Below are 17,347 nucleotides of genomic sequence, written 5' to 3'. Positions count from 1 at the left end.
TATTCACATCTCCGAGTGTGCAACGTAACAAACCCAACTTGCAAGTAACAAAGCTCACAGCCGTCCACATAGTGAGACAAAAGTGTCCATTGTGACCGACATCACCATTCTGAGCAGAGGGGTCCTGAGATGCGAATCAACCCTTTCACGGTCAGATGTCGCGTTCTTTGACGAATTTTCTTCAGTTAGAGCGGTCTTGACCGCCCAAAAGTTCAACTGTGAACTGAAACTCATGGCAGATCCGCTTGACCGCATCGTGGACGCTTCGGCGTCGGGCGGGCCCGGTCAGCAGACGGGAGGGCCCGGGTCCGTCGTTACCTAAATGTGACATGAGCGCGCCCGCCACCTAGACTGGTCGTGGGGCAGAGCGTCCACCGGAAGAGCAGAGCACCACCTGGGTGTCTGCGTCCGGAGTCCACGGACCCGCCCCTTCCAGAAGCATGAAGGGTTGAGCATGACCGCGAACCGACCGCGGACCACCGACGGCCGAGCCGTGGCAGGGTCCCGCGCTGTACGCGCCACCAGGAGCACCCGCAGCGAGGACCACGCGGCGGGAGCCCGCACAGCGGCCACCGCTGCTCCGAGTGGACGCCAGAAGCGATCCGTCCTCAGCCAGCTTCCCAGCATCCTTCCGCGCACCCGCGGCGCCCGGGCCGCCGTCGTCGGCTCCGTCCTGACGCTCGCGCTGGCCGGCGGACTCGCCACACAGGCCTCGATGGCCGCTCAGGACACCCGCCCGGCCGCGCCCACCGTGCAGTCGGCGCCCGAGGTCAAGCTCAGCGCACCGCAGTTCCGCAAGGTCAACAACGTCGGCCAGAAGTTCGACTTCTCCGTCCTGGCCACGCTCTCCTCGGAGAGTGTTTCGGCCGGCGCGGAAGCCAGCAAGTCCGCGCGGGAGGCCGCCACTCAGGCTTCCGCGCTGAAGCAGGCCGTGGACGCCCTGAAAGAAGAGGCCGCACCGCCCAAGACGGTGGACGACCCTGCCGGAGCCCAGGCCTTCGCCGCGAGCCAGCTCGGCAAGTACGGCTGGGGCGCCGGCGAGATGCCGTGCCTCGTGACGCTGTGGACCCGCGAATCCGGGTGGAAGACCACCGCCCAGAACGCGGACTCCGGCGCTTATGGAATCGTCCAGGCGCTGCCGGGCACGAAGATGGCCTCGGTGGCCGACGATTGGCAGACCAACTACAAGACCCAGATCACCTGGGGTCTGAAGTACGTCTCCGAGCGCTACGGTTCCCCGTGCGGAGCCCTCGGCTTCCACTACGCCAACAACTGGTACTGAGCCGCTTCCATCACTTCGCCTCTTCCGTCACTTCTCTGACGAGGCGTCAGTCTGATGAGGCACCGGCCCGGCGGGCCGGGCCACTGGCCGGGAGCGGATCCGTTCCCGGCCCGCCAGTCCTCGATCGCCGTCGCAGGGCACAGGATTTCCTCAATTCTTTGACTTTGTCGCGTCACAGACGACGGCAAGGCGTCTAACTCTGTTCAAGTGGGACTCGTGCATCGCCCAATTCGACGTCGAGGCCCGCCCGGGGACAGTGGCATGGGGGCGTGCCTCTCCTCCTCGTTGCACTGCACATCGCCAACGGTGAGACATCATGTTTTTTCACATCGCGGTCCAGGAACCCTGTTTCCACGTGACGGACCACCTCGCGCTCCCTCAAGGTCAGCCGCTAGAGACTGTGCGCATCTTCCTTCGTCCGAAGTTGCGCCCCCTCTCCGCGTCCTCATCGGGTTGCGCAACAGGATATGAATGTTTCACCGCAGGCATCATCTAGGGGTGGACATGAAAGAGCTGTATCTGAGCCGAGGGGGGCGCGCCTTGGCATCCGGCCGAAAGGACCGCTATCCGGTGGACGTTCCGGGCGGAAGCGCCCGGCCGTCGGCCCATGGCGCGTCGAGCGGACATTCCTCTCAGAGCATCCCGCACCATCCGAGTGATCGGGACCTTGTTGCCTAAGCACAGTGACGTCGAGCTGCTCGCACTGACCCGTTCCGGGGACATGGTCGCCTTCGGGACCCTGTTCGCCAAGCACCGCGCCTCCGCGTACCGGATCGCCTACGGGCTGACCCAGGACCACGGAGCCGCGGAGGACGCTGTGAACGACACGTTCGCCGCCGTGCTCGCGGCCATCAAATCCGGCCGCGGACCGCAGGGGGTGTTCCTCCCCTATCTCCTGTCGAGTGTTTCGCGGACCGTGTGGAGGAATTCCCGCCGTAAACGCCGCGAAGTCCCTTCTGAGGACCTGGATTCGGTCGGGGATTCGCCTGAAGTCACCGACCGGGTCATCGCCGCTTTTGAGAATGACTCCGCCCGCCGGGCATTTGAGTCGCTTCCCGAACGATGGCGCATGATCATCTGGTATCTCGATATCGAGGATATGCAGCCCAAGGATGTCGCGCCCGCCCTGGACTTGTCCCCTAATGCCGCCGTCGTGCTGCACCGCCGGGCGAAAAGAGCGCTTCGCGTCGCATATCTCAGAGAACTTCTGGGAAATCGTGAATCCGAAGACTGCCAGTTCACTATCGAATATGTTCCGGCATATCTCAGCGGCACACTGACCGCTCGCAGGAAAACCTGGTTCCACCGGCATCTCGAGACGTGCAGGACCTGCCGCAAGGCCATCACGGAACTTCTCGACAGTGGCGTCTTCCGTGTTCAGGATGCGAACCGTCCTCCCGGATGGCCCTGGAAGGACTACATGACGCACCTGATGGTCTGGACCTCGGTGACCCTGATCGTCGCGTCCCAGCCTGCCCATCACGGGCTTGACCCGACCGGGCTTCTCCACCGGATCAATGCTTCCGTGATCAGTCATTCCGCGGCCGGCAATCCATAGTCCGGGTCACCTTTCACCGCCGTGCGATACAATCAAATGGTATCCCGCAAAATGCCTGTTTTCAGGGGCATATTCACGCCAAGGAAGCACCTGAATGTCCGACGTGACTGGTCCACAGCAGTGCTGGCGTAACCTTTCCCTGCTGGGTTTCTCGACCCGCTGGATTTATGCCTGGCGGGCCTTGGATATGGAAACCATTTCCACTCTCGTTCAGGAAAACATCGAATTCCATTGCGCTTCGAAAGAGGCTTCGGCACCCCTGAGGGGCGTGTCGGAACTCCTCACAGCGCTGGCCGATCCCGATTTCCGGTGGGACCTCGCCGAGGCGATCCACCTCAAGGGGCTGATCACCGCGGAGAACATGCTCGTGATCGACTACCGCGACGAGGCGGGCACTTCATTCACCGAATCTCTGGAGTTCCTTGCCGGACGGGTCAGCGTGCGCCGGGTCGAGGTCTACGCTCCCTGAGGCCTGCGGTTCGGCGTCCTCAGTGGGCTTCTGCGACGGGGCATCTCTGCGCGCATCCACGACGTCCTGGACCCTGCGGTCCATGTCGCGGCTCGCGCGGGCCATCGCACCGGCCAGCTGGCCCAGTGCGAGCACGCCGAGGGCGATGACGGCAGGCAGCACCGGAATGACGTCGGCGCCCCACAAGGACAGGACGACGACGCCGCCCAGCAGAGGGAGCAGCCGCAGCCAGGATGCCGCCGTCGTATGTCGTGCGCGCGGATCGCCCGCTCGCCCCCTGGGGGATGCACTCATCGTGGACGCCTCGCCTCGCTCTCGGTCCTGCGGGAGCCGGTTCCGGTGGGAACACGGCCGTCGAGGACCCCGAAGGTTCTCTCCTCGACACCGTTCCTAAGCAGGGTACCCGCCGGAGATGACGCGATCCTGAACAATTTCCGCCCCTCCCCGGCCACGCGCCGTCGTGCGCTCACAGCGAGCACACAGCGAACGCCTAGGCAGAAGCGAAGGCGAGGGTCCAGAGTGGAGGTATGTCGCTGCCACCGTCACTCCAGTCCCTGCCTCGTCTGACCCGCCCGGACGGCTCCCCGATCCGCGCCCTCGTCCTGGATGACGAGCCGATGCTCCGCGAGCTGGTCGCCATGGGACTCAAGCTGAGCGGCTGGGAGGTCCAGTACGCGGAGGACGGCCCGTCCGCGGTGCGGGTGGCGCGCGAGTTCCAGCCGGACGTGCTGGTCCTGGACATCATGGTGCCGGTGTTCGACGGCGTCGAAGCCCTCCAGAAGATCCGCACCTTCATGCCCGAGGTCCCCGCGCTCTTCCTGACCGCCAAGGACAGCGTGGAGAACCGGGTCGAAGGTCTGGCGGCGGGCGGCGACGACTACGTCTCCAAGCCCTTCAGCCTCGAGGAGCTCACCCTGCGCCTGCACCGCCTTGTGCAGCGGTCCGGGGCCACGGCCAAGGACGCGTCCGAACTGGTGGTCGGCGATCTGGTGCTCAACATCGACTCGCGGGAGGTCCGCCGTGGCGGCGAGGAGATCCAGCTGACCGCCACCCAGTTCGACCTTCTGCAGTACCTCATGGAGAACCCGCGCCGTGTGCTGAGCAAGAACCAGATCCTGGACCACGTGTGGCATTACGACTTCGGCGGTCAGGCGAACATCGTGGAGCTTTACATCTCCTACCTGCGCAAGAAGATCGACGTGGGCCGTCCGCCCATGATCCACACGGTCCGGGGCGTGGGGTACGTCATCCGGCCCGGTGCGGAATGACAGCTCACCCCGCGCCTGAGGGCGCCGCTCCTCCGCCGCCACCGACCGGCCCGCCGTCCACTCCGCCCACGGGCGGCAGCCCTTCCGGCGCCGGTGCCCGCTGGCGCCGCCTGAAGTCCTGGCCGCTGCGCACCAAGCTCGTGCTCGTCACCATGGCGCTGCTGACCGTCATCGCCGCGGTGCTCGGCTCCGTGGTCTACGCGACCATGGACCGGGTCCTGACCAACGACGTCGACTCGCAGCTGCGGCTGGCGAACCACCGTGCGGCGGCGACCCTGGGCGGTCCGGGTGGACCCGGAGGCTCCCCTGAATTCCGGGGTCAGGCCCTCGGGACGATCACAGCCGTGGCCACGAGCGACGGCGCTCAGGGCGCTGCGGTGATCCTCCGCGACGACGGGCAGTTCGCCCCGCTTCCGACGGGTGACCTGCGGAAGATCGCGGTGTTGTCCGCGACCCCCGAGGCCTATCGGCCGGGCGCCGCCCCCGTCACCACACGGCTCAGCGTCGGTGAGTACCGGATGCTGGCCTCCACCACCCCCAACGGGGCCGTGGTGGTCACCGGACTCCCGCTCGCCGGCAAGAACGACGCCCTCGGCGCCCTCGTCCTGACCACCCTCCTGGTGTCGGCGGGCGCCCTGGTGATCTGCGCCGTCGTCGGCACCTGGCTCATCCGCCGGACCCTGCGCCCGCTCGCACAGCTCAGCGAGGTGGCCGGCCAGGTGGCGGAGTCACGGCTCGACGTCGGCGAGGTCGCCCTGGGCGTGCGCGTCCCGGAGAGCGCCACGGACCCCGACACCGAGGTGGGCAGCGTGGGGCATGCGTTCAACCGGATGCTCGACAACGTCTCCGGCGCTCTGGCCGTGCGCCACGCCTCCGAGATGAAGGCCCGGCAGTTCGTGGCGGACGCCTCCCACGAGCTCCGGACCCCGCTGACGGCCATCCGCGGCTACAGCGAGATGCTCGGTCTGACCGAGTCCCTCAGCGATCAGGGCAGAGAATCCCTCGCCCGCGTGCAGAGCCAGTCCGTCCGGATGAACGCGCTCGTGGAGGACCTGCTGACGCTCGCCCGGCTGGACGAGGGCCAGGCGATCCAGGGCCGCCCGGTGGACCTCGTGCAGCTCGCCGTCGAGGAGGTCATGGAGAAACGCGCGCAGGACTCCGGGCACGACTGGCGGCTGGCGGTCCCCGCGGGAACCGTGGACGCGTGGGCCGATCCGGCCCGTCTGCGCCAGGTTCTGGTGAATCTGCTGACCAACGCTCAGAAGCACACGCCGGAAGGCACCAAGGTGGAGGTCGGCGTCGCGCTCTCGGCTGACGGCAGGCCGACGCTCACCGTGACCGACGACGGCCCCGGCATCCCCGAAGAGCTGCAGCCCGAGGTGTTCTCCCGCTTCACCCAGGCGGACAAGGCCCGGACGGGCGGCTCGTCGGGGCTGGGTCTCTCGATCGTGCAGGCGATCGTCCAGGCGCACGGCGGCATCGTGACGCTCGAGTCCCGGCCGGGCCGGACCGTATTCTCCGTGGAGCTGCGCCCGGCGTCCTGAACGGCGAAGGGCGCCTGCCCACCGCGTCCGGAGGGACGACGGCGGCCAGGCGCCCTGGGCGCGACGGCGGAAGAGGCTCAGGCCTCCAGGACGCTCGCGACGCCGTAGAGGCGGTCGCCGGCGTCGCCGAGGCCGGGGACGATGTACGCCTTCTCATCGAGGCGCTCGTCGATCGAGGCGAGGACCACGGTGACGTTCGCGTCGGAGAGCTCCTCCTCGAGCTTCGCCAGACCCTCGGGCGCAGCCAGCAGGCAGATGCAGGTGACCTCGTCGGCGCCGCGGCGGAAGAGGAACTTGATGGCCTCGCGCAGCGTGCCACCGGTGGCCAGCATGGGGTCCAGGACGAAGACCTGGCGGCCCGTGAGGTCCTCCGGAAGGCGCTCGGCGTAGGTGATGATGTCCAGGGTGTGCTCGTCACGGGCCATGCCCAGGAAGCCGACCTCGGCCGTGGGGACCAGCTTGGTCATGCCCTCGAGCATGCCGAGACCGGCGCGGAGGATCGGGACCACCAGGGGCGTCGGCTTGGTGAAAGCCGTGCCGATCGTGGTGGCCACCGGGGTCTCGATGGTGACGGGCTGGGTACGCACCTCGCGAGTGGCCTCGTAGGCGAGAAGGGTGACGAGCTCTTCGGTCAGCTGACGGAAGACGGGCGAAGGCGTCGTCTTGTCCCGCAGCACGGTGAGCTTATGGGCGACGAGCGGGTGGTCCACAACGATGGTGCGCATGGGTCAAATTTACAGGACGCCGGCCGTTTGCCGTCTTTCGCCAACCGCGGCAGTTCCGCTCGCGAACCGCCAGTAGGCGCCCGTATCCGTGGGCCATACGGGCGCCTACTGGCGGTTCGCGAGTGTGGGAGGCCGGATACGCTGGTGGGCATGATCCCGCACGACACCGACCACGAGCACTGGATGGGCCTCGCCCTCGCCGAGGCCCGGGAGGCGCTGCGCACCGAGGACGTGCCGATCGGCGCCGTGCTGCTGGGTCCCGACGGCGCCGTCCTGGCCACCGGCCGCAACGAACGCGAGGCCCTGGGCGACCCCACGGCCCACGCCGAAGTGGTCGCGATCCGGGCCGGAGCCGAGGCCCTCCGCCGCAGGATGACCGACGACGGCGGCGAGTCCGACGGCTGGCGCCTGGAGGACTGCACCCTGGTGGTCACGCTCGAGCCGTGCGCGATGTGCGCCGGGGCGATCGTCCTGAGCCGGATCCCCCGCGTGGTGTTCGGCGCCTGGGATGAGAAGGCCGGCGCCGCGGGTTCCGTCTTCGACATCCTCCGCGAGCGCCGCCTCAACCACTGGGTGGAGGTCTACGCGGGCATCCGCGAAGACGAGTGCGCCACCCTCCTGCGGGACTTCTTCGCCCGGCACCGGGGCTGACCCCGGGACCTCCTCCCCTCACGGCAGCCGGAGCCGGGACGCGCCGTCGTCGTGCCCTGCGCGTCCTCTCGCCCCCTTCGCCTCCGTAACCCTTCGCCGGAATATTAGTTTGACTAAGCAACCTTTCCACTTATATAGTTGCCATAAGCAATTACAGGAGGATCGGATGCCGGTAGAGCCAGCAACAGCGCGGGCACTCATCCGCGGGGTCGTGGATCTGCAGCGCGCACTGCGCTGCCTCTCGCACGACTCCCTCGCTCCGGGAACCAGCACGGCCCTGCTCGGGGTGCTCCACATGATCACCGAACACGGTGGGCGTGCGGTGGACATCGCGCAGCGGCTCGGTGTGAGCTCCCCCGTGCTGAGCCGTCACCTCGCGGAACTCGAGGAACGCGGCTTCATCACCCGGACGCAGGACCCCACGGACCGCAGGGCCCAGCTCCTGGAGGTCACCGAGACCGGGCAGGATCAGCTCGCCCGGGCCGAGGAGGACCGCGTCCAGGCACTGCTGAGCCTTCTCGGTGACTGGGACGAGGACCAGGCGCTCACGTGCCGCTCCAACCTGACCGATCTCACCGTGGCTTTGCAGTCCTACCGTCGCAAGCCCTCCCCGTACGCCGCCGCCACCCCCGCAGGAGACTGAATCTTGAACCCCACCCACGAGGCTCAGCCCATGAGCCACCGGCAGATCATGGAGGCCTTCACCGGCCTCCTTGCCGCGTTCTTCACGGCGATCGTGTCCAGCACGATCGTCTCGAACGCGCTGCCCACCATCATTTCCGACCTCAAAGGCACCCAGACGGATTTCGCCTGGGTCATCACGGCCTCCATGCTGGCCAGCGCCGTCACCACCCCGATCTGGGGCAAGCTCGCGGATCTCTACGACAAGAAGATCCTGGTCCAGCTGAGCATCGTCGTCTTCGTGGCGGGTTCGGTGGTGGCGGGCCTCTCCCCCGACATCCCGATGCTGCTGACCGCACGCGTCATCCAGGGCATCGGCATGGGCGGTCTGATCGCCCTGTCCCAGGCCATCATGGGCGTCATGATCGCCCCGCGTGAGCGTGGCAAGTACTCCGGCTACCTCGGCGCCGTTCTCGCCGTGGGCACCGCGGGCGGCCCGCTGCTCGGCGGTCTGATCGTGGACCACTGGGGCTGGCGCTGGACGTTCTACGTCTGCGTCCCGCTCGCGATCATCGCCCTGATCCTGCTCCAGATCACGCTGAAGCTGCCGCAGATCCGCCGCAAGGCGAAGATCGACTGGCTGGGCACCATTCTGCTCAGCGCGTCCGTCTCCACCCTGCTGATCTGGGTCTCGTTCGCCGGTAACCCGGACTACTACGAGTGGTGGTCCTGGCAGACCGCGGCGATGGTGGGCGGCTCGGTCGTCGGCCTGCTGCTCTTCATCCTGGTCGAGGCCAAGGTCTCCGAGCCGATCATCCCCCTGAAGATCATCTCCAACCGCACCACCGCGCTGAGCATCGTGGCCTCGGTGGCCATCGGCGTGGCCATGTTCGGCTCCTCCTCCTTCATCGGGCAGTACTTCCAGGTGGCCCGTGGCGCGACGCCCACCGAGGCCGGCCTGCTGACCCTGCCGATGATCTTCACCAACCTGGTGGGCTCCACGGTCGCGGGCCAGCTGATCTCCCGCTACGGCAAGTGGAAGGGCTACCTGGTGGCCGGCACGATCCTCACCGCGGCGGGCATGCTCCTCCTCGGCACGATCGACCACGAGACCGACTTCTGGATCACCGGCGTCTACATGGCCGTCCTGGGCCTCGGCCTCGGCATGACCATGCAGAACCTGGTCCTGGCCGTGCAGAACACCGTGGCTCCGCGGGACATCGGGTCCGCGAGTGCCTCGGTGGCGTTCTTCCGGACCGTCGGTGGCGCGATCGGCGTGTCCGTGCTGGGCGCCGTGCTGGGCAACCGCTCCTCGGATCTGATCAAGCAGGGCTTCATCGACCACCACATCAAGGTCCCTGCCGGATCCGGCGCGTCGAGCACGAGCCTGGACGTCAAGGACATGCCCGGCCCGATCGCCACGATCGTCAAGGCCGCTTACGGTGACGCCTCCGCGCAGATCTTCCTGATCGCCGGTTTCGTGGCCATCGCCGCGATCATCGCCGTGCTGTTCATCAAGGAGGTCCCGCTCCGCAAGACCGTCGAGATGCAGCCGGCCAAGGCAGCGTCCGAGGGCTCCACTGCGGAACCCGACACGACGACAGCGACCCTCGCCGCGGTCGCCGCTCCCTCCGGAGCCGCAGGTGAGGCCCTCGCCAACGGCCTGAACCCGAGCGACGCCCCGGAGCAGCACGTTCCGGCTCACGTCGCAGGGCATCAGCGCACCGCCCCTGCGATGCAAGACGGCGGCCTGGAGGGCGGCCTCGACTCCGAGCTGCGGCTCCTGCTGGCTGAGCGCGAGGCGCCCGGCGTCGTGCCCCAGGGCGACAACGCGGCCACGCTCGCGGCGCTCCAGCAGACCCAGCTCCTGCTCGCGAAGCAGCAGGAGCAGCTCGCCAAGCTGAGCGAGAAGGTCAACACCCAGCTGCTCGCGCAGCTGGAGATGTCCGAGCGGCAGGGCCAGGCGGCCGGCGAGCTGGCCAGGATCCAGGCCGAGCTCGACGCCGAGCGGCAGCTCCAGAAGGAGGCCGCGCTGTATCTGGCGACCCGGGGACGGCACAGCGCGGGCTGAGGCGGCCGGCGCCTGCGGAGAAGCCGAGAGGGGGCGTCCACCGATTGCGGTGGGCGCCCCTCGGGCGTTTCCGGGGGTTCTGGGAGGTTCGACGAAAAGCCCGGGAACTCGCGGATCCGAGGCTCACGAACCGGACCGCAGGTGCTCCGTTTGGGCGGGGGTGTCCGGCTACGGTAAAGTGGTCAACCGTTGGTGACGTGTCCGAGCGGCCGAAGGTGCAACACTCGAAATGTTGTTTGGTGTAACAGCCAACGTGGGTTCAAATCCCACCGTCACCGCCAAGTAGCAAGGCCCCTGCTTCCCTCTGTTCAGGAGGGAAGCAGGGGCCTTTGCTTTGCCCGGCATCAGCCTTTGGGCACAACGCTAGGAGCGCGCCCACCGTCGCGGGACGAGAGTGCTCCCGGCGTTCAGTACTTTGATCAGACGCTCAGGTTAGAGCCCTGCGACGGCATCCTTGTACGCTTTCGCCTGAGTCGGCGTCAACTTGCCCGATACCCGCACCAGCGACGTGCCAGTCATGTAGTGATACTCCGCAAGAATCCCGATGCCCTTGGACACATCAGCGATGTACTTCGCCCGGGCGTTCATGTCATCCGCCGTTTCGAAAGTCTCGACAACAGCACCTCCATCAACGCCGGTCTCGCCAGGCTTCCCGCGGTTGTCCGTAATCCACGCGGCCGATGTGTACTGTCCTGGACGCCCGATCATATTGTTTACGTCCGTCGCTTCAGTCACCGTTGTGACCTTCGTAATCTGAGGGACCTTGGACTTGAGCGCATTTGCTATCTCAGTCGCCGTCTTCAGAGAAGGTTTCGGCGTGGATGATGGACTAGGAGTAGCCGCCGTGGAAGCGGATGCCGGTCCAGCCGCAACCGGGGCACTCGTTGGCGCGCCACTGTTACTGCCAGAAGAGCAGGAAGCAACGAGAACTGCCACAGCCAACGCACCAACGGGCGCAAGGATCTTCTTCATAGAACCCCAATTCAATCGCGAGTGATGAGGAAATCTTAGCCACCCTGGACAGCAGCTTTGCCAACCACGATCAGTCCGCGTGACTGGCTCCCAGTTCAGAACCCTCGACGTAAGAGTCAGCGTTCTTGCCACCCATTCCACTCGGCTACGGCGACACCCTACGACAAGGTAACGAGGGGAGCTGCAGACGAGGGCAAACACAATGGTTCGGAGGGCTTGGGACCGATCTCACTTGCGGAATACCTCCCCTGCCGCATGATCTCGACCATCGTTCGCTCAGGCGACGGCTTCGACCGACGACCGCTACTCGTGCCGCCGGCCGAAGTGGGTGATCTTGTCGTCGAGGACGTCGATGGCCCGGTGTAGGGCTTCGGCGCGTGCGGCCAGGGTGGCCCGACGCTCCCGGAGGAAGGTCACCGGGTCCGTGGGAGCCCCTCCCCCACGCAGGAGCGTGGCGAACTCGCGGAGGTCCGAGATACCCAGCCCGGCGTCCCGTATGCAGGTGACCACGCCGATCCATGCGAGATCACTGTCGGAAAACCTGCGATGGTTCGACGAACTGCGCTCGAACGGACCGATGATCCCCTCGTCTTCGTAGTAGCGGATCGCGTCAGGAGAGAGCCCCGTGGCTGCCGCCGCTTCCTGCATCGTGAACGTCGTCACTCTCGACCACCTCTTCCAGAATGCCCCGTGCCTCCTCGTCAAGCTGCAGTTGACGGGCGTCCATCATTTCATCCAGCTGTTCCAGAGTCGATACTCCCACGATCGGAGTGGGCGACTGAGGGGAGCCGAGCAACCAGGAGAGCACCACCTGGTTCCTGGTGGCCCCCAGCATGGCGGCAACACGGTCCAGCGCCGCGAGACGTCGCTCCGACGAAGGATGACGATAGGCATCCTGCAGCCGGGCCTGGTCCGCATACGCACCGCCGAGGAGCACGTTATAGACCCACAGCCGGAGATCCGTAGAGAGCACGTGATCGAGCGCTTCCGGCGTCGCAACCACATGACCACGGTCCGGCAGCGGCACGAACGGCGACGGTTGCAAGTAGCTGTGTCGCAACTGCACGGCCGTGAAGGGCTCGACTCCCACGGTGAGAGCCATCGACCGAGCACGCTCGACGCGCCAGCCGGCGTGATTCGAGGCGCCGAGCCGCATCGCTTTCCCTTCAGCGGCCAGGGACCCGAAAACCGAGACCTGTTCTTCGAGGTCGATCTCGCGATCCTCGACGTGAGCCCACAAGAGGTCCACGTGATCGGTGCCGAGGCGCTCCAAGGAACCTTCGAAGGCGGTACGGACGGCGGTCGCGCCGAGGCCCTCCATGGAACCGGGCCAATCCCCTGGCACGGTCGGGGCGGCCCCGACCTTGGTCGAGATCCGGACTCGGTCCCTCAGGCCAGGATTCGCCCGCAACCACGAACCGATCACCGACTCACTTGCGCCCCCGAGACCGGACGGGTCCAGCCAGAATGCGTAATTGTTCGCCGTGTCCAACCATCGGCCTCCGCGGAGGACGAAGCGGTCCAGGAGCTCGAACGCCCTGGCTTCATCGATCCGAGTGCCGAAGTACATCGTGCCGAGGGCGATATCCCTCGGATCAAGAACAGTCATGGCAGGAGCACAGCAGCTGGAGCGCGCTCCAGGTCAAGCGTCGCCCAGAGCAGCGTGCCACATCCCGGGCGGACTGCCCGCTCCGCTCACAACCCCAGAGTCCGGAGCTCGAAGCTGTTCGGCGTCGAGAGGGTGGCGTCGCAGGTTGCGGTGCCGTCGGGCGCGCTCAGCACCGCGTGACCGTCGCCGTCGCTGACCAACCGGAGCGTGAGGTCCCTGTCCTTCTGCGGCTCGAATCCGGGCATCTTGGGCGTGGGATAGCCGATCACGAAGGTCCGCTCCGCACCGCTGGCATCACGTGCATGGACGAGGAGGTCCGTGTGTTCCGGGAGGGATTTCACGTCTTTCACGAAAACCGTGATCTCCTGCCACGCCATGCCCGTGGCAGCCCGCCTGGCATTCCTGTACGAGCGGATGCAGGCGATGCTCAGCCCCAGCAAGAGGAGCAACGGGACCGGCGAGATCAGTCCGATCATCGAGACCGCGGTCCGGATCCTCGCGTCCTGGCCGACGATCAGCACTCCGGAGAAGTCCGAGGGGTTGTACGCGAGAGTGACCTGCTCCTTGTAGCCCGCCAGCGCATCGCACGGTCCCTCATCCTTCACCTGAGCCTCGTGGGTGACCCCGTCGAGCACGAAGCGCACCGTGGTGGTGCAGATGGTGCTGCTCTTGTGAGTGTCGTATTCGGAGAGGCCGACCACGGTCGCAGGGGTCCGCGGGTAGCCGCCCCACCAGGGATTCGTGGTCCACGCGAGCAGCACCGCGACGCCGACCGCGACTACAGCGAACACCGCCGTGGAGGTGATCGCGGCCCTGAGACGGCCCTTGCGGACCGACGCCGATTTCCACACCGGGGCGCCGCTGCCAGGCGCCTCGTGGGAGGGGATGTCCAGATTCTTGGTGAGCTGCACCGTGTCCTTCTTCGTTCGTGCCACATGGGCGTGGGCTGCTGCGCCCTGGTCCTGAGGTGCTTCCATCAATCGAACGAGGGCAGCCCTACGATCTCGAAAGCCGTCGCGCCAGGGGTGAGAAGGCTCTCGACCGGTTCGTCGGCGATGAGGAGCTGGAACCCGGAGTCCCGGCCCCAGGCCCAGGGGAACTCGGCGATGTCGGCCCACTCGCCAAGGACACGTGCCCGGCAGGTCCACATGGCCAACGGTGCGGACGCCAGCCAGGGCACGACCACGGTCTCGAGCAGGCCAGACAGAAGATCATCGGCCGGATGGTCGACGGTCCGTTCGCGCCCCACGGAATCAGCAGCGTGGGCGTCCAGCCGGCTCAGATCAATTCTCATAGGCCAACTATCGCGCGAGGCCGGCACCCTGCCCAAGTGACACGGCCGGGTTCGGGAGATCGGAGCGGTTCGGGCCGCGCGCACCAGTTGGTCACGGGCCGCCGAGTCGGGCCTCCCGGATATCCGATCCCAGAATCCCTAGAATGCCTCCATGACTGCCGAAGACCTGTCGTTCCTGCCCGCCGCACTGCAGGCAGGGGTCCGGCCAGGCACGCACGGCGGCGTGTGGCACCTGTCTCAGGCGCCCGACGTCGTCGCCGCACTTGCCGCGGCAGGGCGGCTCATCCTCGGACTGGACATCCGCGACTACGCGGCCGACGGCACCTTTGTGGAGACGTCATGGTCGTCGTACACGGGAACCGACGTCGGCGAAGCGCGTGACCGCGCCCTGGAGGCCTTGCGGCAGCCGGCGCTGCCCGGCGAGTGGGTGCTGATCACCTGGTGACGCGGGCGGTGCCCGCCTACCGGGAACAGCGCGCCGCACGAAAAACTCCCCCGGCGCCGAACCGATGTCTCGGTCCGGTCCCGGGGGAGCTTCTTCAGGCAGAGGACTTAGTTCCGGGCCCTCCGGTAACCAGCACGCTGCGCTGCGGCTTCGGTGGAGAAACACGCTTCGGGTGCGGTGATGTTGTATGAACGCTGGCCCGGCAGGTGATAGATCCACTCCGGGCGACCTTGGTTCCCCTTAATGGGCGCCCAGGCAGGGCAATTCAACTTGCTGATGGGAGCGGCGGACGTCGGGCGGGTCGGCCGCGGCGGGGCCACGACGCGCACGTACTTCTGCACGCTCGAGCTGGCCTTCAGCGTGCCGGTCGACACGATCCGCAGCGACCACTTGCCCGAGACACTCGCGGTGAACGAGGTGCGGACCAAGCCCTTCGCGTTGCTGTTCACGGTGCGGACCGCGGCGTTGGGCTTGGCGCCGTCCGGGTCGAAGTACACGACGGCCTTCACGGTGCCGGTGTTGGCCCAGGTCCGCCCGTTCAGGCGCTGCGCCTGGCCCTGAATGGTGATCGGCTTGCCACGGGTGACCGTGGCGGGTCCGGCCGCGTAGGACGCGACGCGGGTGGCGACGGTCGGAGCCGCCTGCGCAGGAGCCGCCACGACCAGCGAGGCGACGACGGCGACCAGCGCCGTCAGGGCCGCGATGACCGCGCGCCCCCAAGATTTCATAGACACGGAAAGTCCCCCAGTGAAAATGTCCGGTTCAACCGGCAATACGAGTGATGCGGAGTCAGCATATCCGCCTCCACGCCGCGAACACAGAGGGTAGCCGAGGACGTCGCTCTGCGACGGGCGGCATTCACGGCTGAGGCCGACGCCGCTCTCACGAACGGCGCCGGCTTCGACCTCTCGCAGCCCCGAGGGACCGTGAGTCACCGCCTTACGCGAAGGCGAACAGGCCCTCCCCCACGAAGCCGTCCGGACCGCACCCCGGCGGGACGGCGAAGACCGCCGAGCCCACCGGCGTCGTCCACTGATTCAGGATGTCCAGATCGTCCAGGCGCTTCTGGATCGGCACGAACTGCCGATCTACATCCGCCTGGAACGACGCGAACAGCAGCCCCGAGTCGGAGACGCCCGGCCCTCCGGGCGGCACGTCGTAGTTGAACGCCCTCCGGAAGATCCGCTGGGACGGGTCCTCCGGCCGCGCGCGGCGCAGATGGGAGAAGTCCGCGATCACGGGGAAGCCCACCGGGTTCAGGGCCTTGAAGTCCGGTTCGTCGTGCTCGTCGACCCCGGTCAGCGGAGCGCCGTTGGAGAGTTTCCGCCCCACCGACTCCTCGCGCCCGGAGCGGTCCAGCTCGTCCCACTTGTCGAGGTTCATGCTGATCCGCCGGAGCACGAGGGATGTCCCGTTCTCCGCCCAGGACCGGTTGGCCCCGTCCCCGAACACGACCCGCTCGAAACTCTCGCTGCCGGGCACCGGGTTCGCGGTCCCGTCCACCTGGCCGAACAGGTTCCGCATGGTCGTGCCCGGTTTCTCCGTGCCGTACGCCCGTCGGAAGCCTTGCTGGATCCACCGGACCGTGGTGAAACTCCGGCTGTCCTTCAGCAGCATCCGCTGAGCGTGCGCGACCGTGAGCGGGTCATCGGCGCAGATCTGCAGGAGCAGATCCCCGTCGCTGTACTCCTTCACCAGGCGGTCGATGCCGAACTTCGGCAGCGGCCGGAGCCACGACGGCGCCCGCCCCGGCGCCGCGACCCGGAAGAGCCCCGGCCCGAAGCCGAACGTGACCGTCAGGTTCGCCGGGCGGAACGCCAGCTCGGCCTCCGTGTCGGCGAGGGCGCCCTCCCCCTGGGTGAGCCGCGCGGCGTCGGAGGTGAGCAGCTTCAGCAGGGACTTCACCCCCGCCGCCGTGATCCCCGGCTTCAGATCCAGCGCCACGAAGGCGCCATGGGCCTGCGCCGCGGTGCCGATCCCGGCCTGCCGCGGGCCGAAGAAGGGCACGGTGCCGGCTCCGTTGTCGGGCGTCTCCGCAGCCACGGACGACGACGGCGCGCCGCCCACCAGCTGCGTCCCAGCGGCGGCCAGCGCCCCCACCCCCGCCGCGGCGCCACCGAGGAGGAGGTTCCGGCGTCGTACCCCCTTCGAGGATCCCGCCGAGGTGCCCGCGCCCGCCGGCTCCACCGGACGGCCCTCAGGGGCGCCCGCCGGCTCCACGTCCCGCGGACTCACTTGGCCGGGGAGGTCGTGGGCTGGGCGTGCCCGGAGTGGTCCTCGCCGCCGTGGCCCGAGTGCTCGCCCGAGTCCCCACCCGGTGCGTAGTTCTCCTTGGCGCCGGAGAAGTCCTTGACCTGGGCGGTGAAGCTGAGGGCCGTGCCATCGCTGGCCTTCAGTTCGAAGGGGATCTCGTCACCGGCGCGGTAGGCCTTGGCGAGCTTCATGAGCATGATGTGGTTCGCTCCGGGTTCGAGCTTGAGCTCACCGCCCGCGGGGATGGTGAACCCGCCCTCCTTGGCGCGCATCTGCATGCCGCCGCTGGGGTTCATGACGGTCTCGTGCAGCTCGGCCATGGGCGAGGCGGGGGTGGTCACGGTGGTGATGGTGATGTCCTTGCCGCTGCCGTTGCGGACGGTCCCGAACGCGGCGGTCATGCCGGAGGACGCCGCCTTCACCCAGGGCTCGCTGATCGAGAGGGCGGGCGCCGGGCTGGCCGACGATGCGGCAGGGGCCGGGGCGTTACCCGAGGAGCAGGCGCCGAGGGCGAGCGTGGCGGCAGTGGCGAGGGACAGCAGGGAAAGGGTCTTCTTGGTGGTCATGGTGACTCCTGATCTGTGC

General features: G+C 67.4%; 19 protein-coding genes and 1 tRNA gene. 10 read left to right on the top strand and 10 right to left on the bottom strand.

All coding sequences use genetic code 11. From position 1 onward, the window contains the following. The first annotated feature begins 454 nt into the window (after positions 1–454). From P9849_RS02720 to P9849_RS02710, 3 genes are all read left to right on the top strand, one after another. On the top strand, positions 455–1,282 hold the full coding sequence (locus P9849_RS02720) for a hypothetical protein (RefSeq protein WP_278268189.1): 828 nt from the start codon (positions 455–457) through the stop codon (positions 1,280–1,282). Between the two features lie 655 nt (positions 1,283–1,937). Beyond that, complete coding sequence (locus tag P9849_RS02715; protein ID WP_278268188.1) at positions 1,938–2,840, top strand: sigma-70 family RNA polymerase sigma factor; 903 nt, start codon at positions 1,938–1,940, stop codon at positions 2,838–2,840. A 94-nt stretch (positions 2,841–2,934) separates the two neighbouring features. Beyond that, positions 2,935–3,309 (top strand): hypothetical protein, encoded by a 375-nt coding sequence (locus tag P9849_RS02710; protein ID WP_278268187.1) that lies wholly within the window; start codon positions 2,935–2,937, stop codon positions 3,307–3,309. Here the strand turns inward: P9849_RS02710 and P9849_RS02705 are convergent. Next, positions 3,238–3,603: a hypothetical protein gene (locus tag P9849_RS02705; RefSeq protein ID WP_278268186.1), complete on the bottom strand. Its 366-nt coding sequence runs from the start codon at positions 3,601–3,603 to the stop codon at positions 3,238–3,240. The two genes, P9849_RS02710 and P9849_RS02705, sit on opposite strands and share 72 nt — an antisense overlap. Before the next feature lie 233 nt (positions 3,604–3,836). Between P9849_RS02705 and P9849_RS02700 the strand changes: the two genes are divergently transcribed. After that, entirely contained in the window at positions 3,837–4,577 is a 741-nt protein-coding gene (locus P9849_RS02700; RefSeq protein ID WP_066214888.1) for a response regulator transcription factor, read from the top strand. Next, the gene (locus P9849_RS02695) at positions 4,574–6,121 is read left to right on the top strand and encodes a HAMP domain-containing sensor histidine kinase (protein ID WP_278268185.1); all 1,548 of its coding nucleotides are present in this window, start codon (positions 4,574–4,576) and stop codon (positions 6,119–6,121) included. Before P9849_RS02700 ends, P9849_RS02695 begins: the two co-directional genes overlap by 4 nt. A gap of 77 nt (positions 6,122–6,198) precedes the next feature. Here the strand turns inward: P9849_RS02695 and upp are convergent, their stop codons facing one another. Next, the gene (upp, locus tag P9849_RS02690) at positions 6,199–6,846 is read right to left on the bottom strand and encodes a uracil phosphoribosyltransferase (protein ID WP_278268184.1); all 648 of its coding nucleotides are present in this window, start codon (positions 6,844–6,846) and stop codon (positions 6,199–6,201) included. Positions 6,847–6,996: 150 nt separating this feature from the next. Here upp and tadA point away from each other — a divergent pair, with 150 nt between their 5' ends. From tadA to P9849_RS02670, 4 genes are all read left to right on the top strand, one after another. After that, positions 6,997–7,497: a tRNA adenosine(34) deaminase TadA gene (gene tadA / locus P9849_RS02685; RefSeq protein ID WP_278268183.1), complete on the top strand. Its 501-nt coding sequence runs from the start codon at positions 6,997–6,999 to the stop codon at positions 7,495–7,497. A gap of 166 nt (positions 7,498–7,663) precedes the next feature. Next, entirely contained in the window at positions 7,664–8,140 is a 477-nt protein-coding gene (locus P9849_RS02680) for a MarR family transcriptional regulator (RefSeq protein WP_278268182.1), read from the top strand. A gap of 30 nt (positions 8,141–8,170) precedes the next feature. Further along, positions 8,171–10,189 carry an MDR family MFS transporter gene (locus tag P9849_RS02675; RefSeq protein WP_278268181.1) on the top strand — a complete coding sequence of 673 codons (2,019 nt, stop codon included), beginning with the start codon at positions 8,171–8,173 and terminating at the stop codon, positions 10,187–10,189. A 191-nt stretch (positions 10,190–10,380) separates the two neighbouring features. Further along, a tRNA-Ser gene (locus P9849_RS02670) sits at positions 10,381–10,470 on the top strand. A 151-nt stretch (positions 10,471–10,621) separates the two neighbouring features. Here the strand turns inward: P9849_RS02670 and P9849_RS02665 are convergent. From P9849_RS02665 to P9849_RS02645, 5 genes are all read right to left on the bottom strand, one after another. Beyond that, positions 10,622–10,924: a hypothetical protein gene (locus P9849_RS02665; protein WP_278268180.1), complete on the bottom strand. Its 303-nt coding sequence runs from the start codon at positions 10,922–10,924 to the stop codon at positions 10,622–10,624. Positions 10,925–11,464: 540 nt separating this feature from the next. Next, entirely contained in the window at positions 11,465–11,824 is a 360-nt protein-coding gene (locus P9849_RS02660; RefSeq protein ID WP_278268179.1) for a MerR family transcriptional regulator, read from the bottom strand. Further along, on the bottom strand, positions 11,772–12,770 hold the full coding sequence (locus P9849_RS02655; protein ID WP_278268178.1) for an aldo/keto reductase: 999 nt from the start codon (positions 12,768–12,770) through the stop codon (positions 11,772–11,774). Before P9849_RS02655 ends, P9849_RS02660 begins: the two co-directional genes overlap by 53 nt. An 86-nt stretch (positions 12,771–12,856) precedes the next feature. Continuing rightward, entirely contained in the window at positions 12,857–13,747 is an 891-nt protein-coding gene (locus P9849_RS02650; protein WP_278268177.1) for a hypothetical protein, read from the bottom strand. Next, positions 13,747–14,064: a hypothetical protein gene (locus P9849_RS02645; RefSeq protein ID WP_278268176.1), complete on the bottom strand. Its 318-nt coding sequence runs from the start codon at positions 14,062–14,064 to the stop codon at positions 13,747–13,749. The genes P9849_RS02650 and P9849_RS02645 overlap by 1 nt, the downstream gene beginning before the upstream one ends. Positions 14,065–14,215: 151 nt before the next feature. Between P9849_RS02645 and P9849_RS02640 the strand changes: the two genes are divergently transcribed. Further along, positions 14,216–14,509: a hypothetical protein gene (locus P9849_RS02640; protein ID WP_278268175.1), complete on the top strand. Its 294-nt coding sequence runs from the start codon at positions 14,216–14,218 to the stop codon at positions 14,507–14,509. 107 nt (positions 14,510–14,616) lie between these two features. Here P9849_RS02640 and P9849_RS02635 read toward each other — a convergent pair whose 3' ends face one another. The 3 genes from P9849_RS02635 to P9849_RS02625 form a co-directional block, all read right to left on the bottom strand. Next, positions 14,617–15,243: a hypothetical protein gene (locus P9849_RS02635; RefSeq protein ID WP_278268174.1), complete on the bottom strand. Its 627-nt coding sequence runs from the start codon at positions 15,241–15,243 to the stop codon at positions 14,617–14,619. Between the two features lie 205 nt (positions 15,244–15,448). Next, positions 15,449–16,696 carry a Dyp-type peroxidase gene (locus P9849_RS02630; RefSeq protein ID WP_278269073.1) on the bottom strand — a complete coding sequence of 416 codons (1,248 nt, stop codon included), beginning with the start codon at positions 16,694–16,696 and terminating at the stop codon, positions 15,449–15,451. A 44-nt stretch (positions 16,697–16,740) separates the two neighbouring features. Then, a complete protein-coding gene (locus P9849_RS02625; RefSeq protein WP_278268173.1) occupies positions 16,741–17,328 on the bottom strand; it encodes a copper chaperone PCu(A)C in 588 nt (195 codons plus the stop codon). Positions 17,329–17,347 lie beyond the last annotated feature (19 nt).

Source organism: Arthrobacter sp. Y-9 (assembly GCF_029690065.1).
GTDB lineage: Bacteria > Actinomycetota > Actinomycetes > Actinomycetales > Micrococcaceae > Arthrobacter_E.
Note: the sequence above shows the minus strand (reverse complement) of the source record. Positions and strands in the feature narration are given on the sequence as shown.